General features: G+C 71.5%; 20 protein-coding genes. 9 read left to right on the plus strand and 11 right to left on the minus strand.

What is annotated here, in order from left to right:
• The first annotated feature begins 191 nt into the window (after positions 1-191).
• Together ACFVQ0_RS25955 and ACFVQ0_RS25960 are read left to right on the plus strand one after the other, a co-directional pair.
• On the plus strand, positions 192-1100 hold the full coding sequence (locus ACFVQ0_RS25955; protein WP_390091647.1) for a 5'-3' exonuclease H3TH domain-containing protein: 909 nt from the start codon (positions 192-194) through the stop codon (positions 1098-1100).
• Between the two features lie 119 nt (positions 1101-1219).
• Entirely contained in the window at positions 1220-2059 is an 840-nt protein-coding gene (locus ACFVQ0_RS25960; protein WP_390091599.1) for a siderophore-interacting protein, read from the plus strand.
• 83 nt (positions 2060-2142) lie between these two features.
• On the opposite strand, the gene ACFVQ0_RS25965 is transcribed toward ACFVQ0_RS25960, so the two are convergent.
• The 3 genes from ACFVQ0_RS25965 to ACFVQ0_RS25975 all read right to left on the minus strand — a co-directional run bounded on the left by ACFVQ0_RS25965 (position 2143) and on the right by ACFVQ0_RS25975 (position 4821).
• On the minus strand, positions 2143-2922 hold the full coding sequence (locus ACFVQ0_RS25965) for an ABC transporter permease (protein WP_390091600.1): 780 nt from the start codon (positions 2920-2922) through the stop codon (positions 2143-2145).
• Entirely contained in the window at positions 2919-3932 is a 1014-nt protein-coding gene (locus ACFVQ0_RS25970; protein WP_390091601.1) for an ATP-binding cassette domain-containing protein, read from the minus strand. Before ACFVQ0_RS25970 ends, ACFVQ0_RS25965 begins: the two co-directional genes overlap by 4 nt.
• A 226-nt stretch (positions 3933-4158) precedes the next feature.
• Complete coding sequence (locus ACFVQ0_RS25975) at positions 4159-4821, minus strand: PadR family transcriptional regulator (protein ID WP_390091602.1); 663 nt, start codon at positions 4819-4821, stop codon at positions 4159-4161.
• Positions 4822-5038: 217 nt separating this feature from the next.
• Here ACFVQ0_RS25975 and ACFVQ0_RS25980 point away from each other — a divergent pair, with 217 nt between their 5' ends.
• The 3 genes from ACFVQ0_RS25980 (at position 5039) to ACFVQ0_RS25990 (ending at position 6648) form a co-directional block, all read left to right on the plus strand.
• Positions 5039-5623: a sigma-70 family RNA polymerase sigma factor gene (locus ACFVQ0_RS25980; protein WP_073737408.1), complete on the plus strand. Its 585-nt coding sequence runs from the start codon at positions 5039-5041 to the stop codon at positions 5621-5623.
• On the plus strand, positions 5620-6396 hold the full coding sequence (locus tag ACFVQ0_RS25985) for an anti-sigma factor domain-containing protein (protein ID WP_390091603.1): 777 nt from the start codon (positions 5620-5622) through the stop codon (positions 6394-6396). The genes ACFVQ0_RS25980 and ACFVQ0_RS25985 overlap by 4 nt, the downstream gene beginning before the upstream one ends.
• Positions 6397-6477: 81 nt before the next feature.
• The gene (locus ACFVQ0_RS25990) at positions 6478-6648 is read left to right on the plus strand and encodes a hypothetical protein (RefSeq protein WP_390091604.1); all 171 of its coding nucleotides are present in this window, start codon (positions 6478-6480) and stop codon (positions 6646-6648) included.
• A 14-nt stretch (positions 6649-6662) separates the two neighbouring features.
• On the opposite strand, the gene ACFVQ0_RS25995 is transcribed toward ACFVQ0_RS25990, so the two are convergent.
• From ACFVQ0_RS25995 to ACFVQ0_RS26015, 5 genes are read right to left on the minus strand one after another with little or no spacing between them, the layout of a single operon-like run.
• Positions 6663-7469: a DUF1295 domain-containing protein gene (locus tag ACFVQ0_RS25995; RefSeq protein ID WP_390091605.1), complete on the minus strand. Its 807-nt coding sequence runs from the start codon at positions 7467-7469 to the stop codon at positions 6663-6665.
• Positions 7466-8833 (minus strand): class I SAM-dependent methyltransferase, encoded by a 1368-nt coding sequence (locus tag ACFVQ0_RS26000; protein ID WP_390091606.1) that lies wholly within the window; start codon positions 8831-8833, stop codon positions 7466-7468. Before ACFVQ0_RS26000 ends, ACFVQ0_RS25995 begins: the two co-directional genes overlap by 4 nt.
• Positions 8833-10167, minus strand: a complete 1335-nt coding sequence (locus tag ACFVQ0_RS26005; protein WP_390091607.1) for a class I SAM-dependent methyltransferase — start codon at positions 10165-10167, stop codon at positions 8833-8835. Before ACFVQ0_RS26005 ends, ACFVQ0_RS26000 begins: the two co-directional genes overlap by 1 nt.
• Positions 10164-10889: a DUF1365 domain-containing protein gene (locus ACFVQ0_RS26010; RefSeq protein WP_390091648.1), complete on the minus strand. Its 726-nt coding sequence runs from the start codon at positions 10887-10889 to the stop codon at positions 10164-10166. Before ACFVQ0_RS26010 ends, ACFVQ0_RS26005 begins: the two co-directional genes overlap by 4 nt.
• Positions 10883-12157, minus strand: a complete 1275-nt coding sequence (locus tag ACFVQ0_RS26015; protein WP_390091608.1) for an NAD(P)/FAD-dependent oxidoreductase — start codon at positions 12155-12157, stop codon at positions 10883-10885. Before ACFVQ0_RS26015 ends, ACFVQ0_RS26010 begins: the two co-directional genes overlap by 7 nt.
• Before the next feature lie 172 nt (positions 12158-12329).
• On the opposite strand from ACFVQ0_RS26015, the gene ACFVQ0_RS26020 reads away from it, so the two are divergent.
• From ACFVQ0_RS26020 to ACFVQ0_RS26035, 4 genes are all read left to right on the plus strand, one after another.
• Complete coding sequence (locus tag ACFVQ0_RS26020; protein ID WP_390091609.1) at positions 12330-13958, plus strand: molybdopterin-dependent oxidoreductase; 1629 nt, start codon at positions 12330-12332, stop codon at positions 13956-13958.
• Between the two features lie 117 nt (positions 13959-14075).
• The gene (locus ACFVQ0_RS26025; RefSeq protein WP_390091610.1) at positions 14076-14720 is read left to right on the plus strand and encodes a fasciclin domain-containing protein; all 645 of its coding nucleotides are present in this window, start codon (positions 14076-14078) and stop codon (positions 14718-14720) included.
• A 182-nt stretch (positions 14721-14902) separates the two neighbouring features.
• Positions 14903-15346, plus strand: a complete 444-nt coding sequence (locus ACFVQ0_RS26030) for an SPW repeat protein (protein ID WP_390091611.1) — start codon at positions 14903-14905, stop codon at positions 15344-15346.
• Between the two features lie 221 nt (positions 15347-15567).
• Positions 15568-17013 carry an FG-GAP-like repeat-containing protein gene (locus ACFVQ0_RS26035; protein ID WP_390091612.1) on the plus strand — a complete coding sequence of 482 codons (1446 nt, stop codon included), beginning with the start codon at positions 15568-15570 and terminating at the stop codon, positions 17011-17013.
• A gap of 21 nt (positions 17014-17034) precedes the next feature.
• Here the strand turns inward: ACFVQ0_RS26035 and ACFVQ0_RS26040 are convergent, their stop codons facing one another.
• Genes ACFVQ0_RS26040 through tatC form a run of 3 tightly spaced genes read right to left on the minus strand, consistent with a single transcriptional unit; the run spans position 17035 to position 21805 of the window.
• On the minus strand, positions 17035-19869 hold the full coding sequence (locus ACFVQ0_RS26040) for a DEAD/DEAH box helicase (protein ID WP_390091649.1): 2835 nt from the start codon (positions 19867-19869) through the stop codon (positions 17035-17037).
• Positions 19870-19913: 44 nt separating this feature from the next.
• Positions 19914-20822, minus strand: a complete 909-nt coding sequence (locus tag ACFVQ0_RS26045; RefSeq protein ID WP_390091613.1) for a diacylglycerol kinase — start codon at positions 20820-20822, stop codon at positions 19914-19916.
• A 17-nt stretch (positions 20823-20839) separates the two neighbouring features.
• Complete coding sequence (gene tatC, locus ACFVQ0_RS26050) at positions 20840-21805, minus strand: twin-arginine translocase subunit TatC (RefSeq protein WP_390091614.1); 966 nt, start codon at positions 21803-21805, stop codon at positions 20840-20842.
• Positions 21806-21811: the final 6 nt, after the last annotated feature.

A 21811-nucleotide genomic window follows, 5' to 3' on the forward strand; every position in this document is an offset into this window, starting at 1 on the left:
CGGTCCGCATGGCACGTGCACTAGTTGAAAATGCGACGTGGTCCGCTCCAATGCCGCGCCTGCCCCCGCTTACACAGCCCAAACACGAGAGTGACCCAGCTCACATAGAAGTGGCTCGGGATCGGGAACCGCGCCCGTGGCGGCCACTGTCGGTGGGGTGCGGCATCATCAGGAGGGTGACGCGACGCCTGATGCTCCTCGACACCGCTTCCCTCTACTACCGCGCCTATTTCGGGGTCCCCGACTCGGTGCGCGCGCCGGACGGCACCCCGGTGAACGCCGTGCGCGGACTGCTCGATTTCATCGGCCGGCTCGTCCAGGACCACCGGCCCGACGATCTGGTCGCCTGCTGGGACGCGGACTGGCGGCCGCAGTGGCGGGTCGACCTCATCCCGTCCTACAAGGCGCACCGCGTCGCGGTGGAGACCGGCACGGGGCTGCCCGACGAGGAGGAGACGCCCGACACGCTGGCCCCGCAGGTGCCGGTCATCGCGGACGTGCTCGACGCCCTGGGGATCGCCCGGGTCGGCGCGGCGGGGTACGAGGCGGACGATGTGATCGGCACGCTGACCGGCCTGGCGACCGGTCCGGTGGACATCGTCACGGGCGACCGGGACCTCTACCAGCTGGTGGACGACGCCCGCGAGGTGCGGGTTCTCTACCCACTGAAGGGCGTCGGCTCGCTCCAGGTGACGGACGAGGCCTGGCTGCGCGAGAGGTACGGGGTGGACGGCTCCGGCTATGTGGACCTGGCGCTGCTGCGCGGCGACCCGAGCGACGGGCTGCCCGGCGTGCCCGGCATCGGCGAGAAGACGGCGGCCAAGCTGCTGGACGCCTTCGGTGACCTCGCCGGAATCATGGCGGCGGTCGACGACCCGGCCGCGAAGCTGACGCCCTCGCAGCGCAAACGGCTCGACGAGGCCCGCGACTACGTGGCCGTCGCGCCGACGGTGGTAAGGGTCGCCGGCGATGTGCCGCTTCCGGAGTTCGACCCCGCGCTGCCCGCGGAGCCGCTGGATCCGGCGGCCCTCGAAGCCCTCGCGGACCAGTGGGGGCTGGGCGGCGCCCTGCAACGACTGCTCTTCACGCTCCGGAGCTGAGAGCGCCGCCGGGGACATCACAGGGGACATGACTGAGGACACTTCAGGGACGAGGTGTTAGGTTAGGTAACCCTAAGGACGGCTGGTACGAGACCGGCCCCAGGCAGGGAGAGAACCTCGTGGCAGAACGACCGGCGCGGCAGGCCCCCACGGCACAGGGTGCGCAGGTCCTGCGTACCGAGCAGATCACCCCGCACATGATCCGGGTCGTGCTCGGAGGTGACGGTCTCGCGGACTTCGCGCTCTCCGGTTACAGCGACCACTACGTCAAGCTCTGCTTCGCCCCCGAGGGCGCCGACTACGCGCACCCCTTCGACATGGCCCGTATCCGCGAGGAGTTCCCGCGGGAGCTGTGGCCCACCACGCGTACGTACACGGTGCGCTCCTGGGACCCGGCCGCCCGGGAGCTGGCCATCGACTTCGTGGTGCACGGCGACGAGGGCCTGGCGGGCCCGTGGGCGGCCCGTGCCGAGGCCGGTGACCAGGTGACGTTCCTGGGGCCGGGCGGCGGTTACGGCCCGGACGCCTCGGCCGGCTGGCACCTCCTGGTGGGCGACGAGAGCGCGCTGCCGGCGATCGCCGCGGCGCTGGAGCAGATGCCCGCGGACGCGGTGGTGCGCGCCTTCATCGAGGTCGCGGACGCCGCGGAGGAGCAGAAGATCACCACTCCGGACGGCGCGGAGGTGACCTGGCTGCACCGGGGCGACCGCCCGGTCGGTGAGGCGCTCACCGCCGCCGTGAAGGATCTGGAGTTCCCGGCGGGCGAGGTGCAGGCGTTCGTCCACGGCGAGGCCGGCTTCGTCAAGGACATCCGCCGCCACCTGCGGCTGGACCGAGGCATCCCGCTGTCCCAGCTGTCGATCTCCGGCTACTGGCGGCTCGGCCAGAACGACGACGCATGGCGCTCGGTCAAGCGCGAGTGGAACGCACAGGTGGAACGCGAGGAGAGCGCCGCGTAGGTGGCGTCCGCGCCGAATCCGGCTCATGAATGGCTGTGCCCCGGTCCGAGGACCGGGGCACAGCCATGAGCGGGGCCGCCGGGTCAGACCGACTTCTGGTACGAGCGGAAGGTCCGGGTCGACAGCCACACCGCGACGGCGGCGAGCACCACCAGCGCTCCCCCTCGGCTGAGCACCAGCCACCGGTCCGGGTCCGCGCTCAGCGCCGAGCGGCCCGCCACCATCGCCCAGTTGACCGGGTTGAAGTCGGCGATGTGGCGCATCCACGACGGCATCTGGCTCGGGGCCATGAAGGAGGAGGACAGGAAGGTCAGCGGCAGCAGCAGGAACGTGTTGATGCCGATGATCGACTCCCGCTGGCGCACCAGCATGCCCAGGGCGTTGGAGAGCGCGCCGAAGACCGTGCCGAGCAGGATCGAGGCGACGACCAGGACCAGCAGTCCGCCCGCCCCGCCCGGATAGTCGGCGCCCGCGGCCCAGCCGAGCAGGACGATGACCACGGACTGCACGGCCGTACTGATGCCGTTCTGCACGACGTTGGCGTTCATCAGGGCGTTGCGGCTGACCGGGGTCGTCAGGAAGCGGTTGAGCGTGCCCCGTTCGATCTCCTCCAGGGTGCCCATGCCGGCCCACATGCTCGACCCCAGGGCGCTCATCACGACGATGCCGGGGATCAGGTAGTCCAGGTACGACGTGGTACCGAAGCCGCCCAGCTCGACGACCTTCCTGAAGAGGTTGCCGAACAGGAACAGCCAGATCACCGGCTGGATCAGCGAGATCACCAGGAAGACCGGCTGCCGCAGGATCGCCATCAGCTGGCGCTGGGTCATGTACCAGGTCTGGGAGAGGGCTTGACCGCTCATCGGGTGCCTCCCGCGGTGACCTGGTCGTGGGCGACGTGTGAACCGGCGGACTCCGCCTCGGAGAAGCGGCGCCCGGCGTAGCGCAGGTACACGTCGTCGAGGGAGGGCCTGGCGACGGTGGCCGAGGCGACGGCGGAACCGGCCCGCTCCAGGGCGCCGAGCAGCCCCGGTACGGCCGCCGCTCCGTCCTCGGCGCGGACGCTGACCCGGCGCCCCTCGACCAGCACCTCGTACACGCCGGGCAGGCCGCCCAGTGCGGCACCGACGGTGTCGCGGTCCGTCTCGGCGCGCAGCTCCATGTGGACGGCGTCGCCGCGCAGTTCGCCCTTGAGCTCGTCGGGGGTGCCCTCGACGACGATCCGGCCCCGGTCGACGATCGCGATGCGTTCCGCGAGCCGGTCGGCCTCCTCCAGGTAGTGCGTGGTGAGCACGATGGTCAGGCCCTCCTCGCCGGCCAGCCGGGAGATCTCGTCCCACATCGCCGTGCGGGCCTCGGGGTCCAGGCCCGTCGTCGGCTCGTCGAGGAAGAGCACCTCGGGGCGGTGGACCAGGCCGAGTGCCACGTCGAGGCGGCGCTGCATCCCGCCCGAGTACCCCTTGACCTGGCGCCCGGCGGCGTCCGCGAGGCCGAAGCGGTCCAGCAGTTCGTCGGCCCGCCGCTGGACGGCGGCGCCCCGCATCCCGTACAGCCGGCCCTGGAGCAGCAGGTTCTCGCGGCCGGTGGCGACCGGGTCGGCGCCGGACTTCTGGGCGACCACGCCGGTGGCCCGGCGGACCCGGTCGGGGTGGCGCAGGACGTCGTGCCCGGCGACCGAGGCGTGGCCGGAGTCGGGGCGGGCGAGTGTGGTGAGGATCTTGACGGTGGTGGACTTCCCCGCGCCGTTGGGCCCGAGGAGCCCGAAGACGGCGCCGGACGGGACGGTGAGGTCCATTCCGTTCAGCGCGGTGACGTCACCCGGATAGGTCTTGATCAGCTGTCGCGCCGCTACGGCAGGCGCACGGGTGCTCATGACAGAGCCCTCCTGTGGTCGGCGGGGCACCCGGTTCTCCGGGTGCCCGGTACGCCGGTCCGTTCCGCGTGAGGAGTGCCGGGCTATCCTGGGTGTGCCGCACCTCGATGGCCTGGCCCGCCGTCACGGCATGTCCGGTCCGGGGTTCGAGACCCTGGCGGGCGCTGCTCCAACAGCGCCTGCCGGGGTCTTTTTTCTCTTCTCTGTGCTGCCCGTCCTCCCCCTGTCACACCTCGCGTGCGGGATCGAGGACGATGTCCTGCTGGTCCAGGTCCTGCCAGTCCTGGGGCACCTCGCCCGTCTCGTGGAACGACTTCCATTCCTCGATGCCGCTGATGGTGGCGTCTTCGAGTTCCCCACGGAACTTCCTGATCCACTCCAGCTGCGCCTCGATCATGTGGACCTGGTATTCGGTCTCCACGACGAAGACCCGGGGGAGCCTGCCGCCCAGTTGGGCGAGGACCCCCCGGAGCGCGGCGGCCTGCATGGCCTGGGCCTGCTCCCGGTCCGCCAGCAGCTCGGCCACCTCGTCCGGCGGCAGGACGGGAAGGAGCGACAGGGCCGTGTCGAAGGCGGGGAACTCGGCGGCCGGGACCGCGATCAGATCGGACAGCCAGTCCAGCATCTCGGTCCGCCCGGCCTCCGTGATGCCGTAGAGCGTGCGCTCGGGTCGGTTGCCCTCCCGCTGTACGCCCGCGACCTCCACGTAACCGTGCTTCTCCAGGTTCTGGACCACGGTGTAGAGCGAGCCGAAATTGATCTTGACGCTGTGCTGCTTGCCCCGGCGGCGCAGGGTCTGGGCGATCTCGTACGGGTGCATCGACCGCTCGGCGAGCAGCACCATCACCGTGAGTGCCAGAGGATTACTGAGCTTGCGCCGCTTGGCCATCGCCCCTACCACCCTTCGCTCGTCATCGAATACTCGTCACCGAACATATCGCGAGTCCCAAGAAGGCGTCAACCGCGATGTATCGCGAATTTCGCAGATCATGGAAGGAACAGGACGTGGAAGGATCCGCACACTTTCTCGTCCGCCGACCAATCCGCACCGCCACCGGCTCCGAATCATCCGTGGAGACCGTTGACCGTCCCGGGAGGAAGCCCGCGTGAAAGAAGCCGTGCACATCAGCGGACTGGCCTCGGCCGGACCCGACCTCCAGGAACTCCTGGGGATGGTCGCCAGAGGCGACCAGGACGCTTTCGCCCAGGTATACGAAGCCGTCTGCGGCCCGGTGCTCGGGCTGGTGAGAAGCGTCCTGCGCGACCCCGCCCAGTCGGAGGAGGTCGCGCAGGAGGTACTGGTGGAGGTGTGGCGCACCGCGCCCCGCTTCCAGGCGGCCCGGGGCAGCGCCATGAACTGGGTGCTGACGCTGGCCCATCACCGCGCGGTGGACCGGGTGCGCTCGGTGGAGGCGACGACGGCCCGTGAGCACAAGGCGGCACTGCTCGACCGCACCCCCGCCTTCGACGACGTCACCGAACAGGTCGAGAGCCGACTGGAGCGGGAGCAGGTCCGCCGCTGTATGCGGACCCTCTCGGAGCTGCAACGGGAATCCGTCACGCTGGCGTACTACCGAGGACTGACCTACCGCGAGGTCGGGGAGTTGCTGGCGGTACCACTCGGAACGATCAAGACTCGACTGCGCGACGGGCTGATCCGGCTGCGCGACTGCCTGGGGGTGAGCGCATGAGCAACGCCGGACTTCACACATTGACCGGGGCCTACGCCCTGCACGCGCTGCCGGAGACCGAGCGCCGGGAGTTCGAACGCCACCTGGGCGACTGCGAGGCCTGCTCCGTGGAGGTGCGGGAGCTTTCGGAGACCGCCACCCGGCTCGGCCTCGCCGTGTCGGTCACGCCCTCGCGGGATCTGCGCGAGCGGGTGCTGCGGGAGATCACGACCGTACGCCAGGAGCCGCCGTCCAGCGGTCACCGCGCCCGCTCCGGCGGTACGGCGCGGCGGAACGGCGCGGCCAGGGCCGGGCGCTGGACGAAGTTCGCGCTGGCCGCGTGCCTGGCCGCGGCGGCCGGATTCGGCGGCGTCGCCGTCTGGCAGAACCAGGAGGCGCAGGACGCCCGGTCCGACGCCCGCGCCAGCGAGCAGCGGAGCGCACAGGTGGCCGAGGTGATCTCGGCGCCCGACGCCCGGACCGATTCGGCCACGCTGAGCGACGGCGCGAAGGGCACCGTGGTCGTCTCCAGGAGCGAGAACCGGGCCGTGTTCCTGGCCTCGGGGCTGCCGGAGGCTCCCGGCGGCAAGGTCTACCAGCTGTGGTTCGAGGACGACGGCGCGATGCGCTCGGCAGGGCTGATGCAGGCGACCGGCCCCTCCTCGACGACGTACGCGACCCTGCTCGACGGGCCGGTGGACGGCGCGACCGGAATGGGCGTCACGGTCGAGCCCGCGGGCGGCTCGGATCAGCCGACCTCCACCCCGCTGGCGCTGATGAAGCTGCCGGCCTGAGCCGGTGGCCCGTATCCGGCCGGAACAGGGCGTTCCGGCCGGATACGGGCCGCATGAGCCGCGCCACGACGGGAACATGTCGTGAGCGGGACCGCCCACCGCCACGCGGCGCGGGTCCCGCCCCGGGACGCGGTGGCCTCCGTACCCGCCCAGGGCCGGGTCGTCCCGGCGGGCCGGGGCCACTTCGCGGTGCTCACCCCGTACCTCCGCCGTTGGGAGGCGATGGAGGTACGGGGCCCACTGCGCCGCTGACCGTGCACGGGTCGTCAGGTCCCGCGCGGCGGCCGGGGGAAGAAGCCGCTGGTCCTCGCGGTGTACTCGGCGAAGCCGGGGCGCTCGGCCATATGCCGTTCCAGCAGGGCCTTTCCGCTGCCGCCGATGAGCAGGAAGCTCATCAACACGGGAGCCACGACGGTGGCCGCGGCCGCCGCCGGTGCCTCGCAGACCATCAGGAACAGGCCCCACCACACGCAGAAGTCACCGAAGTAGTTCGGATGCCGGGTCCAGGACCACAGCCCCCGGTCCATGACGCGTCCCCGGTTGGCCGGATCCGCCTTGAACCGGGCCAGCTGGTGGTCCCCCACCGCCTCGAAGGCGAGCCCGACCGCCCAGAGCGCGGTCCCCGCCCACACCAGGGCCCCGGCCGGCCCCTGTACGTACCCGGCCGCCTGCACCGGCAGCGAGATCAGCCAGACCAGCGCGCCCTGGAGCAGGTACACCTTCCGCAGGGCGTACAGCGCGGGGCTGCCCGGCGCTCTGGCCAGCATCTTCTCGTAGCGCGGGTCCTCACCGTGCCCGCGTCCCCGGCGGGCGATGTGCCAGGCGAGCCGTAGCCCCCACACCGCCGTCGCCGCGGTGACCAGCAGCCGCCGGGTGCCGTCTCCCCCGCCGCCCGCCGACATGGCGTACGAGACCAGCGCGACGGCGGTGAAGCCCAGGCCCCACGCGATGTCCACGACCCGGTGCACGCCCTTGCGCAGGGCGACGGCGAAGGTGACGAGCATGACGGCGAGGGCGGCGCCCGCGGCGGGCGCGAGGCCCTGTGCGAACGCCGACCATCCGAAGCCGTTCATCCGGTGGCCCCGGCCGTCATGCCGTCGCGGGCGGGCGGCACCGACGCCGGATCGCCGTACCAGCCCCGCCGGGTGGCGGGCATCCCGGCCGCTCCGGTCTCCTCCGGCCGTACGGAGAGGATCTGGTCGACGCCCATCCGCCGCTCCTCGAAGGCGAGGGCGCCGCCTGCCAGATAGAGCCGCCACACCCGTACGGTCTCCTCACCGACCAGGTCCCTGAACTCCTCCTGCTTCCGCTCCAGGGTCTCCCGCCACGCGTCGACGGTCCGCACGTAGTGCTCGCGCAGCCCCTCGACGTCCCGTACTTCGAGTCCGGCGCCCTCCAGCAGCGCGACCGTCTCGCCGAGCGGGCGCATGTGCATGTCGGGCGCGATGTACGACTCGATGAACGCGCCGCCGCCCGGGGCGTCGCGGCCCCGGGACATCTGCTGGACCAGCACCCGGCCGCGCGGGCGGACCATGGCGTGCAGCGTCGCGGTGAAGGCGGGGTACTCGGCGTCACCGACGTGCTCGCCCATCTCGATGGTGGACACCGCGTCGTATCCGCCCTCGTGGCCCGGCGCCCGGTCGATGTCCCGGTAGTCGCAGCAGCGGACCTCGACCAGGTCCTCCAGGCCCCGTGCCGCCACCTGCGCGCGGACGTGGGCGGCCTGTTCCCTGGCGAGGGTGACGGCGGTGACGCGGACGCCGTGCCGCTCCGCGGCGTACAGGGTCAGCGATCCCCAGCCGCAGCCGATGTCGAGCAGCCGGGCGCCGGGGCGCAGGTCCAGCTTCCGGCAGATGAGTTCGAGCTTGTCGTGCTGGGCGTCGACGGCTTCGTAACCGGGTGCGTCACTGGTCCAGTAGCCGCAGGAGTAGGCCATCGTCTCGTCGAGGAGCAGGGCGTAGAAGTCGTTGGAGAGGTCGTAGTGGTGGCTGATCGCGGCCCGGTCCCGGGACTTGCTGTGCAGGACGCCGTGGAGTCCCGCGCGGGCGGCCGGGACCGGCGGCCGGGGGCCCACCGCGCCCAGCCGCAGCGCGGTTCCGGCGGCCCGGAGCCGGTCGCCGACACCGGGCCGCGGCGGGCGCAGCCCACGCTCGCGTACCGCGAGGCGCATCGCCCGCAGCCCCTCGGCCAGGTCTCCCTCGACGTCGACGTCACCGGTGATGTAGGCCTCCGCGAGGCCGAGTTCGCCCGGTGCCCAGAGCAGCCGGCGCAGCGCCCGCCGGGACCGGACATGGACCAGGGGGCCGTCGGGGGCGCCGGTCTCGCTGCCGTCCCACATCCGCACCCTGACCGGGAGGGCGCCGCCGAGCAGCTGCTCGACGAGGGGTTCGAGGCGCTGGGCGGCGCCGGTCGTTTCCCGCTTGCCGGTAAGAGTCATCACGCGTTTTCCTGACGGGTCAGCAGCAGTTGCCGCACATGGAGGTAGCCGGAGCGGAATCCCGCCTCGGAGTAGGCCAGATAGAAGGTCCACATGCGGCGGAAGGTCGCGTCGAAGCCGAGCGCGTCGACTTCCGCGGTCCGTTCGGTGAACCGTTCGCGCCACAGCCGCAGCGTCTCCGCGTAGTGGGTGCCGAAGTCGTCGCACCGGTCGATGCGCAGGCCGGTGTGTCCGGCGGTGACCTCCGCCATGGCCTCGACGGACGGCAGGAGTCCGCCGGGGAAGATGTACTTGTGGATCCAGGTGAAGGTGGTCCGGGAGGCGCGCATCCGGTCGTCCGGCATGGTGATGGCCTGGAGGGCGATGCGGCCGCCGGGGGCCAGCCGCTCCTCCAGCGTCCGGAAGTAGACCGGCCAGTACTCCGCGCCGACCGCCTCGATCATCTCGACGCTGACCACCGCGTCGTAACTCCCCTCGACGCTGCGGTAGTCGCAGAGCCTGACCTCGGCCCGGTCCGCGTACCCGGCCTCGCTGATCCTGCGGCGGGCCAGGTCCCGCTGTTCGGCGGAGAGCGTGACGGAGAGGACGCGGGCTCCGCGGGCGGCGGCCCGGATCGCCAGCTCTCCCCAGCCGGTGCCGATTTCGAGGAGTTCGGTGCCGGGTCCGACCCCGGCCAGGTCGAGCAGCCGGTCGATCTTGCGGTGCTGCGCGGCGGGCAGCGCCTCGGCGTCCGCGGGGAAGCTGCGGAAGACGGCGGAGGAGTAGCTGAGGGTCTCGTCGAGGAAGAGCGCGAAGAGTTCGTTGGACAGGTCGTAGTGGTGGCTGATGTTGTCCCGGGCGCCCTCCGGGGTGCCGAGCTGGTCGGCGGGCCGGCGCCCGGCCCAGAGTCCGCGCAGCTTCTGGAGGGGCGGCGGGATCAGGGTGGAGACGTGCCCGGCGAGGACCGTGAGGACACCCACCGGGTCGGGCGAGTCCCACTCGCCCGCCATGTAGGACTCCCCGAAGCCGATCAGGCCGTTCACGCCGATCCTGCGGAAGAAGGCGTCGGGGTCGCGGATGTCCATCAGGGGGCCGCCGAGGCCGATGTCCTCCTGTCCGGCGAGCCGGGCGCGGAGCGGGAGCCGGGCCAGTGCGTGGCGTACGAGCCGCCGCGCGAAGGCGGTCCGCAGCCGGGACGCGCGCGGCGGCCGGGCGACATCCGGCCAGCGCTCCGGGTCGGCGTCCGGGACGTGCGCCGGGGACGGCGGGACCGGGGACTGGACAGCCGCCGTGGGCGAGGTGGCCGGGGACGACGCGGGCCGGGGCGACGGGGAGTGGGACGTGGACACGCTCACTGCATTCCTTCCTGAACGGTGTGGCGGGGACGGGGCCGCACGGGCAGTCCGCGCAGCAGGAGGCGGATTCCGTGCAGCCGGATGGCGATCGAGACGACCGCCGTGGACCAGGGGTGGCGCAACGCCAGGCCGAGCAGGACGCGCGCGGTCACCGGGCGTCGTACACCGCGCACGGTGGCGGTGAAGGGCCGCATGCCGGACCGTTCCAGATGCACCGCCAGTTCGAGCCGGGGTCCGGGCTCCGGGAGCCGCATCCGGTAGGCGCCGTCGACGCCGAAGAACGGCGAGACGTAGAACTCCTTCTCGGTGGAGGCCCGTCCGGCCGCGTCGGGGCGCAGCAGGTAGCAGTGCCGTTCGCCGTAGGTGTTGTGCACCTCCGCGACCGTGCAGAGCGGGGTGCCGTCGGCGCGGCGGCACCAGTAGACGGTCAGCGGGTTGAAGACGTGGCCGAACACCCGGGCCTGGGTGAGCATCCGTACGGTTCCGTCGGCGAGGTCGACGCCGTTCGCGGCCAGGAAGCGGCTCAGACCGGCCCGGATGGTGGGGGCCGTGCCGCCGAAGTGGTCGCGCGGGTCGAAGCGGGCCAGGACGCGCAGGGCGGCGGGCAGCGGCGGCGGTCCGTCCGGGTCGATCAGCCACAGGTAGGTGCGGTGCCGGAACGCGTAGGTGACGGGCGCGGACCGTACGTGGGCGATGGTGCACGGGTAGAGGGCGTTCACCAGTCCACCCCCAGGGCTCGGGCCGCGTCCGCCCCCGAGCGGCAGCCGTCCTCGTGGAATCCCCAGCCGTGGTACGCCCCGGCGTAGGCGGTGCGCGGTCCTGACAGGGCGGGCAGCCGGGCCTGCGCCGCGACCGACTCCGGGGTGTAGACGGGGTGCTCGTACACCATGCGGGCGCGGACCAGTCCGGGGGCGACGCGGTCCGCGCCGTTCAGCGTGACGACGAAGGTCTCGGGGGCGTCGAGCCGCTGGAGCCGGTTCATGTCGTAGCTGACGGTGACGTGGTCGGGGCTCGCGGTGCAGGACGGCATCAGGTAGTTCCAGGAGGCGCGGGCCCCTGCGGCGCTCGGCAGCAGCCGGGTGTCGGTGTGCAGGAGGGTCGGGTTGCGGGAGTAGCGGAACGCGCCGAGGGTGTCGCGCTCCTCGTCCGTGGGGTCGGCGAGCAGGCGCAGCGCCTGGTCGGGGTGGGTGGCGATGACGACGGAGTCGAACCGTTCCGCGGTGTCGTCGGCGGTGGTGATCTCCACGCCGTCGGGGTGCCTGCGCACCGCACGGACCGGGGTCGATGTGCGGACGGCGCCGAGTTCCTTGGTGATCCGTTCGACGTAGGCGCCCGATCCGCCGGTCACGGTCCGCCACACCGGGGAGCCGCTGACCGAGAGCAGCCCGTGGTGGTCGAGGAAGCGGAAGAGGTAGCGGGCCGGGTACCGCATCGCGGTCACCGGGTCGCAGGACCAGACGGCGGAGACGAGCGGGGTCAGGAAGTGGGCCGTGAAGTACGCCGAGAAGCGGCCTCGGGCGGCGAACTCGCCCAGCGTCATGGTGTCCGCGCCGGGGCCGCCGTCCGCCAGCAGGCGCCGGGCGGACCGGTGGAAGCGCGGCACCGCCGCCAGCATCCGCAGATAGGCCGGATCGCGGGCCGCCCCCGGCCGGGCGAACAGGCCCGCCGCGCCCCTCGCGCCCGCGTACTCCAGTGCGCAGCCCTCGCACCGCACGGACATGCTCATCTCCGACTCCTGCGTGGCGACGCCGAGTTCCGCGAAGAGCCGCAGCAGGTGCGGATAGGTGCGCCGGTTGTGCACGATGAACCCGGAGTCCACCCGGTGGACGCGGCCGTCCGACGCGGGCAGTTCATGGGTGTGCGCGTGGCCGCCCACCCGGCCGTCCGCCTCGAACAACGTCACGTCGTGAGCATTCCGCAGGATGTGGGCGGCCGTCAGTCCGGCCACCCCGCTGCCCACCACGGCTGTCCGTCGCCGCATCCCTGTCATACCGCTCCCTTCGAGCACCGGCGCCACTTACCCCTCCTTCTGTTTCCGGGGCAGCGGCGGATGCCTCTCAGGTGTGATTCGTTGCAGGTCGCACCGTGGATTGGCGGTGATCCGCTCTCATCCATTCGGGTGAGGGACCAATCCGCGGGACGACCGGCGCCGAATCCCCGGTGTGAGCGAAGATCAGAACGATGCGCAGGACGGGGCCCCCGGGTCCCGGCGATCCCGCTGGGCGCGAGCCGCTCTCGCCGCGCTCAGCGGCCTGATCGCCGGGTTCAGCGCCCTGGCCGTCGCCGAGCTGGCAGCGGCGGCGGTCCGTCCCGAGGCGGGTCCGGTCACGGCGGTGGGCGGCGCGGTCATCGACCGCACTCCCCCGGCGCTGAAAGACTTCGCCGTCCGGCATTTCGGCACCAACGACAAGCTGGTCCTGGAGCTGGGAATCCTGGTGATCCTGGCCGGTTTCGCCGTGGTGATCGGAGTGCTCGCGCTGCGGCACCGGCGGATCGGCTCGGCTGCCGTACTGGTCTTCGGTGTGGTCGGGGCAGTCGCGGCGGTGGGCCGCCCGGAGGGGCAGCCGGCCGACGCACTGCCCTCCGCGGTGGGTGCCGTACTGGCCGCAGGGGTGCTGTATCTGCTGGTCGGGCGGCTCGCCCTGGTTCCCGGTCCCTCCCCCGCGGCTGGCGGGAGGGGCGGGGGGCCGGCGCCTCGCACCTTCGACCGGCGGGGCTTCGTCATCGCGGCGAGCGCCGCGGCCGCGGCCTCCGCGGGCGCCGGGCTGCTGGGCCGTCGGCTCACCTCCGCCGTCCAGGCCGGGGCGACCGCCTCCCGGCACGACCTGGTGCTCCCCGTGCCCGCCTCGGCGGCGCCGGCGGTACCGGCCGGCGCCGATCTGCGGATCCGGGGGCTGGGCCCGTTCATCACGCCGAACAAGAGCTTCTACCGGGTGGACACGGCTCTGGTCGTCCCGCGCATCGACGCGAACGAGTGGAAGCTGAAGATCCACGGCAAGGGCGTGAAGCGCCCGGTGGAGCTCACCTTCAAGGACCTGCTGCGCCGCGAGATCATCGAGCGCGACATCACCATGACCTGCGTGTCCAACGAGGTCGGCGGACCGTACGTCGGCAACGCCCGCTGGATCGGGGTGCGGCTGGCCGATCTGCTGCGCGAGGCGGGGGTGAGGCCGCCGTCCCGGGGCGGACCCGCCGACCAGATCATCACGCGTTCGGTGGACGGCATGACCATCGGCACCCCGGTCGAGACGGTGATGGACGGCCGCGACGCGATGCTCGCCCTCGGTATGAACGGTGAGCCACTGCCCTTCGAGCACGGCTTCCCGGTCCGGATGGTCGTTCCCGGCCTGTACGGATATGTGTCGGCCTGCAAGTGGATGAAGGACATCGAGCTCACCACGTTCGACGACTACGACGCCTACTGGGTCAAGCGGACCTGGTCCCAGCAGGCCCCCATCAAGACCGAGTCCCGGATCGACACCCCCCGCCCGTTCGCCTCCCCGAAGCCCGGCACGATCCCGGTCGCCGGGGTCGCCTGGGCCCAGCACCGCGGGATCTCGCGGGTCGAGGTCCGGGTGGACGGCGGACCGTGGCACACCGCCCGGCTGGCCGCGGAGGACAACCGGGACACCTGGCGCCAGTGGGTGTGGGAGTGGCCGGCCACCTCCGGCAACCACACCCTCGAAGTCCGCGCGACGGACCGTACCGGCGTCACCCAGACCGACAAACGGGTCGGCACGGTGCCCAACGGGGCGACCGGCTGGCACTCGGTGGTGGTCGACGTGTCCTGAGCGGACACCCGCCCCGTCGCCCCGCTTCCGTGCGGAGCACACCCACCGGCTCACACACCCCACCCTTACTCACTTCACGTAATCAATCCGTTACCCGGACCGATCCAGGAGCACATCATGAAGACCCTCCACATCCGCCGCGCCGCCGTCGCCGTCTCCGCGGCAGTGGTACTGCCGCTCGCCCTCACCGCCTGTTCCAGCGACTCCAAGGACAGCGCCTCCGGCTCCACCGCCAGCTCCGCGAAGGCATCGGCCTCCGCCTCCGCCGGCGACTCGATGAACATGGACAAGCCCTTCGGTCCCGGCTGCGCCTCCGTACCGAAGAGCGGCTCGGGCTCCTTCGACGGCATGGCGAAGGACCCGGTCGCCACGGCCGCCTCCCACAACCCGGCGCTCTCCACCCTCGTCACGGCCGTGAAGAAGGCCGGGCTGGTCGACACCCTGAACAACGCGCAGAACATCACGGTGTTCGCCCCGACCAACGACGCCTTCGCCAAGGTCCCGAAGGCCGACCTGGACAAGCTGCTGGCCGACAAGGCCGAGCTGACCAAGGTGCTCACCTACCACGTGGTGGGCGAGAGGCTGGCGCCGAAGCAGCTGGACAAGGGCTCCTTCGAGACCCTGGAGAAGGGCAAGCTGACGACGTCGGGTTCGAACATGGAGTACACCGTGAACGACTCCTCGAAGGTCGTCTGCGGCAACGTCCAGACGGCCAACGCGACGGTCTACATCGTCGACTCCGTCCTGATGCCCCCGAAGTAACCGCCCACCGCTGAACGGCGCGCGCCCCCGGTACCCACCGGGGGCGCGCGCCGTCGCGATTCCCGACGAAATTGGGCTGCCTGGAAACTACACATAAGGCACAAATAAGAGCAGAATGGCATAGCAGGCCGCTCATCGCACAAGGCGCTCACTGGCCTGCGGGAGCGAAGGAGACGAACCTCATGTCAAACGTCTCGCACGCCGGCCACGACCTGGCCGGACACCCCGACGCCTCCGAAATGCGCGATCGTTACGCCCGGGTGATGGGTGGTCGTGATGTGGCGCTCGTGGACGGACCGGTGTTCCTGGTCGGCCTGTACTGCGCCATCTCGCCCTGGGTGCTGCACTTCACGACAAGCCAGACCACCCTGGTGAACCACAACCTGATCATGGGTATCGCGATCGCCGTGCTGGGTCTCGGGTTCACCGTGATGCCGCAAAGGATGTATGGCCTGAGCTGGGCCATCTGCGCCATGGGCGCCTGGATGATCGTCTCGCCCTGGGTGGTGGGCAGCAGCCCGGACATGGGCGTCGTACTCAACAACGTCATCATCGGCGGCCTGACCGCCCTGCTCGGGTTGGTCTGCGCGGGGGCGTCACTGAGGAGCAGCCGGGGCAGGTCGTAGACGCGCCCCTGGGCTGTGACGGCCCGCACCGGGGATCACCCACGGTGCGGGCGTCCGCGTGCCCGGAGCGTGCCGCGCGGGCGACCGCACTCCCCAGCCGGCCGTCACGACGACCGCAACTATTCATCCCCCTCACGGGTCTTGTGGGTTGACGGCGGCTGCCGGCGACCCTCGGGCGGCCGGTAGCGGCATTCGGGAAGTACCGGGACGGGAGTGGGCACATGGCGCGGCATCTCTTGACGTGTACGGCTCTGGCGACAGCTCTGGCGGCGGGGGCTCTGGCGGCACCGGCCGCCTTCGCCGCACCGGTTCACGGGGCGAAGGCGGCGCCGGGAACGCAGCGGAAGGCGGCCGCGCCCGCGCCGGGCGACGTGGACGGCGACGGCTTCGGCGACCTCGCCGCAGGCGCCCCGGAGGGCACCATCAAGGGCTACCCGAAGGCGGGATACGTCTCCCTCGTCTACGGCACGGACCAGGGCGTACGGGTCACCCGGCACAAGGGCATCACTCAGGACACGCCCGGAATTCCCGGCGTACCGGAGGCCGGTGACCGGTTCGGCTCCGCCGTGGCCATGGGCGACGTGGACGGCGACGGGTACACCGACCTGGTGATCGGTTCCGGCGGCGAGGCCATCGGGACAGTGGCGGGCGCGGGCGCCGTCACCGTCGTCTTCGGGGCCAAGGGCGGGCTGAGCGGCGACGCCATCGCGTTCCACAACCCGAAGCCCTCCGCGCGTGAGGGCTTCGGCGACAACCTGACGGTCGGGGACTTCGACCACGACGGCCGGGACGACATCGCGGTCGCCACCGGCACGAAGGTGAACGTCGTACGCGGCGCGAGCGATCTGCGGGACATCGACGAACCGGCGATGACCGCGTACGCCCCGCCCGGCGGCGGCGCCGGAATGGGACCGATCGCCTCGGGCGACATCAACGGCGACGGCTATGCCGACCTGGTCACACAGGCCTACTTCGACGACGGAGCCGACGAGGGAACCCTGGGCGTGCTGCCGGGCTCGGCGAAGGGCCTCAGGACACAGCCGATCGGCCGGACCGGACTGCCCTTCACCGGCTACAGCGTCGTGACCGGTGACATCACGGGCGACGGCCGGGACGACGTGGTGGTGGACACCACCGGTTCCGACGGCCCCGACGACTTCCTGCTGCGCATGTTCCCGGGCACCGCCGCCGGGCTGGGCGCGGGCGTGCCCTACGGCGGCGCGGTGGAACCGGGCACCGCGGGCGTCCTGGCGGACACCGACGGCGACGGGCACGCCGACCTGGTGACCGCCGTGGTCGGTGAGCCGGACTCCGACGGCATCCAGAACGCGGGCGCGCTGACCGTCGTACCGGGGGCCGCGAGCGGTCTGGACGCCGCCCGCGCCCGGAAGCTGACCCTGGACTCGCCGGGGGTGATGGGCGTGATGGAGGGCAACGACCAGTTCGGCCGCTCCGTGACGGCCGGGGACTTCGACGCGGACGGGCGCGCGGACCTGGCGGTCGGCGCGCCGGGGAAGTACCTCGCGACGGGCGCGGTGAGCGTCATCCCCGGTTCGAAGACAGGACCGACCGGGACGGGCTCGATCCTCTTCACCCCGGAGTCGCTGGGCCACCCGGTCGCGAAGGCCCGCTTCGGCTCGGCCGTCGCCGGCCGGACCGCACGCTGAGGACCACCGGCCCCCGCGGGCTCACCCCACCGAGCTGTACGCCACTACTCCCCGCAGCACCTCGTCAACGGCCTTCCGGGCGTTGCGTCCCACCGAACTGCCCTCGCGCGGCGCCGCGGCGGCCACCTGGCCCAGCACATCGATCACCTGCTTGCACCAGCGCACGAAGTCGCCCGCGGGCATCTCCGCCTCGCGCAGCACCTCGTCCAGCGTCCGGCCGGACGCCCACATGTAGACCGCCCAGGCGAAGCCGAGATCGGGTTCGCGCTGTCCGACCCCCTCCGCCTGGTTGATCTTGAAGTCCTCCTCCAGGGCATCCAGCCGCCCCCAGATCCGGACCATCTCGCCCATCGCCGTCTTCGCCGGTCCGGACGGCAGCTTGGGCGCCACCGCGTCGTCGGACTGCCGGGCCTCGTACACCAGCGCCGAGACGCACGCGGCGAGTTCGGCGGGGTTGAGCCCCTCCCACACACCGGCGCGCAGGCACTCGCTCGCCAGCAGGTCAAGCTCGCCGTAGAGCCGGGCCAGCCGCTTGCCGTGCTCGGTGACCTCACTGCCGCGCAGGTAGTCGAGCTCGGTGAGCAGCGCGACGATGCGGTCGAAGGTGCGGGCGATCGTGTTGGTGCGCCCCTCGATGCGGCGCTCCAGCTGCTGGGTGTCCCGCTGGAGCCGGTGGTAGCGCTCGGCCCACCGCGCGTGGTCCTCGCGCTCGTCGCAGCCGTGGCAGGGGTGCGCGCGCAACTCGGCCCGGTAGCGGGCGATCTCGCGGTCGTCGGCGGCGCCGGAGCGCTGCTTGCGGTGCCGCTCCGGCACGATGTGTCCGGCCTTGGTGCGCAGCGCGGAGGCCAGATCGCGGCGTGACTGCGGTGAGCGCGCGTTGAACGATTTGGGGACGCGCATCCGCTCCAGCGCCTCCACCGGCACCGGGAAGTCGATCGAGGCGAGCCGCTTGACCTGCCGTTCGGCCGTCAGCACCAGGGGGCGGGGACCGTCGTGGTACTCCATGCCCCGGTGGCCGTGCCCGTTGGTCCGGCCCGCGGGCAGTCCGGGGTCCAGGACGAGTGCCAGTCCGGCGAATTTGCCGGTCGGCACATGGATGACGTCGCCGGGCTTGAGCTTCTCCAGGGAGGCCGCCGCGGCGGCCCGCCGCTGCGACGCGCCGTGCTTGGCGAGCTCCGTCTCCCGGTCCTTGAGGTCGCGGCGGAGCCGCGCGTACTCCTCGAAGTCACCGAGGTGGCAGGTCATTCCCTCCTTGTAGCCCTCCAGGCCCTCCTCGTTCCGCTGGACCTGGCGGGAGATCCCGACCACGGACCGGTCCGCCTGGAACTGTGCGAACGAGGTCTCCAGCAGTTCGCGCGAGCGGTGCTTGCCGAACTGCTGCACCAGGTTGACGGCCATGTTGTAGGACGGCCGGAAGCTGGAGCGCAGCGGATACGTACGCGTACCGGCGAGTCCGGCGAGCGCGCCCGGGTCCATGCCGCGCTGCCAGAGCACCACCGCGTGCCCCTCGACATCGATCCCGCGCCGCCCGGCCCGGCCGGTCAGCTGGGTGTACTCGCCGGGGGTGATGTCGGCGTGCTGCTCGCCGTTCCACTTGACGAGCTTCTCCAGGACGACGGAGCGCGCGGGCATGTTGATGCCCAGGGCGAGCGTCTCGGTCGCGAAGACCGCCTTGACGAGCCCGCGTACGAAGAGCTCCTCGACGACCTCCTTGAAGGTCGGCAGCATTCCCGCGTGGTGCGCGGCGATGCCCCGCTCCAGGCCTTCGAGCCATTCGTAGTAGCCGAGGACGTGGAGATCCTCTGCGGGGATGGACGCCGTACGCTCCTCGACGATCTCCCGTACGAGCCGGCGCTTCTCCTCGTTGTTGAGCCGGAGTCCGGCGTGCAGGCACTGCTGGACGGAGGCCTCGCAGCCGGCCCGGCTGAAGATGAACGTGATGGCGGGCAGCAGCCCCTCGGCGTCCAGCCGGTCGATGACCTCGGGCCGCGACGGGGTCCAGATCCGGCTGCGCTGGCGCCGCTCGCGCTCGCGGTCGGCCTCGCGCACCATCTTTCCGCGCCGGCGCTCGCGCGGGTTGTATCCGCGCTGGTTCTCCATGCGGGCGAGCCGGACCAGGTCGGGGTTGACCTCACGGCGGCCGACGCCACGGCCGCCGTGGTCGCTCTCCTCCTCGAAGAGGTCGTACATCCGGCGCCCGGCCAGGACATGCTGCCAGAGCGGTACGGGACGGTGCTCGGAGACGATCACGGCGGTGTCGCCGCGGACGGTGTCCAGCCAGTCACCGAACTCCTCGGCGTTGGACACGGTCGCCGACAGTGACACCAGTGTCACGGATTCGGGGAGGTGGATGATCACTTCCTCCCACACCGCGCCGCGGAAGCGGTCGGAGAGGTAGTGCACCTCGTCCATCACCACGTAGCCGAGCCCGCTCAGTGCCTGGGAGCCCGCGTACAGCATGTTCCGCAGCACCTCGGTGGTCATGACGACCACCGGGGCATCGGCGTTGACGCTGTTGTCGCCGGTGAGCAGGCCCACCTTGTCCGCGCCGTAGCGCTTGACGAGGTCGGCGAACTTCTGGTTGGAGAGGGCCTTGATCGGTGTGGTGTAGAAACACTTGCGGCCCTGCTCCAGGGCGAGGTGTACGGCGAACTCGCCGACGATCGTCTTGCCCGAGCCGGTCGGCGCCGCGACGAGGACGCCCTTGCCGGCCTCCAGCGCCGTACACGCTTCGATCTGATAGGGGTCCAGATCGAACTCGTACATCTCGCGGAACGGCCCGAGCGCGGTCGCCTGCTCGGCGGCTCGGATCCGGGAAGCCTGGTATCGCTCAGCTGGTGAGAGGTCCTCTGTCATCTTGTCCACGAGCCTACCCGCCGGGTCCGACAGTGACGCGATCTTTAATTCACCGTGGCAGAACCCGCCCCGAGCACTCTGACGGCGCCCCTGACGCAGGTCGCGGTCAGCGGCAGCGCGCCGAGCGGTTCGCCGTCCGCGTACGCGGTGACGCCGACGGCTTCGAGCGTGATCGAGGAGACCCGGTGCACGGTGACGACCGGGTGGCCGAGATGGGTGCCCCTGTAGACCTTGGGGAACACCTTGAGCAGGGTGGTGCGGGTGCAGTCGCCCACCACGGTCACGTCGAACAGCCCGTCGTCCATGACGGCGTCCGCGCAGATCCGCATGCCGCCGCCGTACGTCGATCCGTTCCCGACGGCTATCAGGGTCGCCGCGATCTCCTGGACCGGGCCGCCGTCGAGGCTGACGCGGTAGGCGATGGGCCGGAACGCGGCGAGTTCGGCGAGGATCGCCAGGTCGTACTTGAACCGGCCGCCGGGCCAGCGCATCCGGTTGCCCCGGTCGTTGACCCGGGAGTCGAAGCCGGAGGCGAGCACGGACCCGAACCACCGGTCCCCGGCCCGGCCGAGGTCGATCTCCCGGACGAGGCTCCCCTTGAGCGCCTGCGCGGCCAGCCGGCCGGCCGCGGCCGGATCCCGTATCGGCAGGCCGAGAGCGCGGGCGAAGTCGTTGCCGGTGCCGACGGCCACGACGCCGAGCGGTGTCCGGGTTCCGGCCACGGCCTGCAGCGCGAGCGACATCATCCCGTCCCCGCCGACCGCCACGAGCGCGCCGGTCCCCCCGGCCACGGCCTCGCGGGCCCGCCGCAACGCGTCGTCGGCGTCCTCACCGAGGACCGTACGGACGGAGAATCCGGCGTCCCGCAACGCGGAAGCGGCCGGCTGCGCGGCGTGCGCGCCCCGGCCGCGTCCCGCGGTGGGATTGACGAAGAGGGTGATCTCGCTGGTCACCCGGGGACCCTACAAGGTCAGGTGATGTCGTCGTAACCGTTCGACCGGTGCGATCGTCCGCCGTCCCGTTCCCCGTCGGCCTGTTCGGGCAGCGAGGGCCGTGACGCCGAGACGTTCTCCATGTCGCCGATGTCCTCGGGGGTGAGGTCAAGCTCCGAGGCCTCGTCGTCGTCCAGCTCGGCGTCGGGGTTGTTCCGTCGCCTGCGCCGGTCGTTGGCCAGGCAGATGCCGAGTGCCAGGAAGTAGAGCAGCACGATCGGAGCTGCCAGCGTGATCATCGTCAGCGGGTCACCCGTGGGGGTGGCGACCGCCGAGAAGATCGTGATGCCCATGACCATGCCGCGCCACCAGCCCGCGAGCCGCTTGGCCGTGAGCACCCCGGTGAAGTTCAGCAGGACGAGCAGGAGCGGCAGCTCGAAGGCGAGACCGAAGACGACCACCATGCGCGTGACGATGTTGAGGTAGTCGTCGACGGGCAGCAGGTTCGTCGTGTTGTCGGGGGTGAATTCGAGCAGCACCGCGGCCGTCTGCGGCATCAGCTTGTAGGCCAGCGCGGCACCCACCAGGAACAGCGGCACACCCGCGCCGACGAAGCTCAGCGCGTACTTCTTCTCGTGCTTGTGCAGACCCGGCGCGAGGAACGCCCAGAGCTGGTAGAGCCAGACGGGAGTGGAGAGCACCACGCCCGCCATGAGGGAGACCTTGAGCGCGATGGAGAACGGCGCGACCAGACCGTTCACCGTCATCTCGGCGCACGGGTGGCCGTTCTCCTGGACCTTCCTGCCGTTGGTGCAGCCGACCGACTCCAGGATGGGGCGGATCAGGAAGTCGATCAGGTCCTTGTAGAAAAAGGCCGTGACCGAGGTGATGACGATGACCGCCAGGACCGCGATCAGCAGTCGGTTACGCAACTCACGCAGGTGATCAGCGAGAGGCATCCGCCCCTCGCCGTCCTTCTCCTGCTTGCGGGCAGACTTGAGCAACCCACT

The sequence above is a fragment of the Streptomyces sp. NPDC057900 genome (assembly GCF_042887885.1).
Classification (GTDB): domain Bacteria; phylum Actinomycetota; class Actinomycetes; order Streptomycetales; family Streptomycetaceae; genus Streptomyces.

Coding starts and splice junctions, on each gene's coding strand:
- ACFVQ0_RS25955 (WP_390091647.1), top strand. CDS start 192: ATGCTCCTCGACACCGCTTCCCTCTACTACCGCGCCTATTTCGGGGTC.
- ACFVQ0_RS25965 (WP_390091600.1), bottom strand. CDS start 2,922: ATGAGCGGTCAAGCCCTCTCCCAGACCTGGTACATGACCCAGCGCCAG.
- ACFVQ0_RS25970 (WP_390091601.1), bottom strand. CDS start 3,932: ATGAGCACCCGTGCGCCTGCCGTAGCGGCGCGACAGCTGATCAAGACC.
- ACFVQ0_RS25975 (WP_390091602.1), bottom strand. CDS start 4,821: ATGGCCAAGCGGCGCAAGCTCAGTAATCCTCTGGCACTCACGGTGATG.
- ACFVQ0_RS25985 (WP_390091603.1), top strand. CDS start 5,620: ATGAGCAACGCCGGACTTCACACATTGACCGGGGCCTACGCCCTGCAC.
- ACFVQ0_RS25995 (WP_390091605.1), bottom strand. CDS start 7,469: ATGAACGGCTTCGGATGGTCGGCGTTCGCACAGGGCCTCGCGCCCGCC.
- ACFVQ0_RS26000 (WP_390091606.1), bottom strand. CDS start 8,833: ATGACTCTTACCGGCAAGCGGGAAACGACCGGCGCCGCCCAGCGCCTC.
- ACFVQ0_RS26015 (WP_390091608.1), bottom strand. CDS start 12,157: ATGACAGGGATGCGGCGACGGACAGCCGTGGTGGGCAGCGGGGTGGCC.
- ACFVQ0_RS26025 (WP_390091610.1), top strand. CDS start 14,076: ATGAAGACCCTCCACATCCGCCGCGCCGCCGTCGCCGTCTCCGCGGCA.
- ACFVQ0_RS26030 (WP_390091611.1), top strand. CDS start 14,903: ATGTCAAACGTCTCGCACGCCGGCCACGACCTGGCCGGACACCCCGAC.
- ACFVQ0_RS26035 (WP_390091612.1), top strand. CDS start 15,568: ATGGCGCGGCATCTCTTGACGTGTACGGCTCTGGCGACAGCTCTGGCG.
- ACFVQ0_RS26040 (WP_390091649.1), bottom strand. CDS start 19,869: ATGACAGAGGACCTCTCACCAGCTGAGCGATACCAGGCTTCCCGGATC.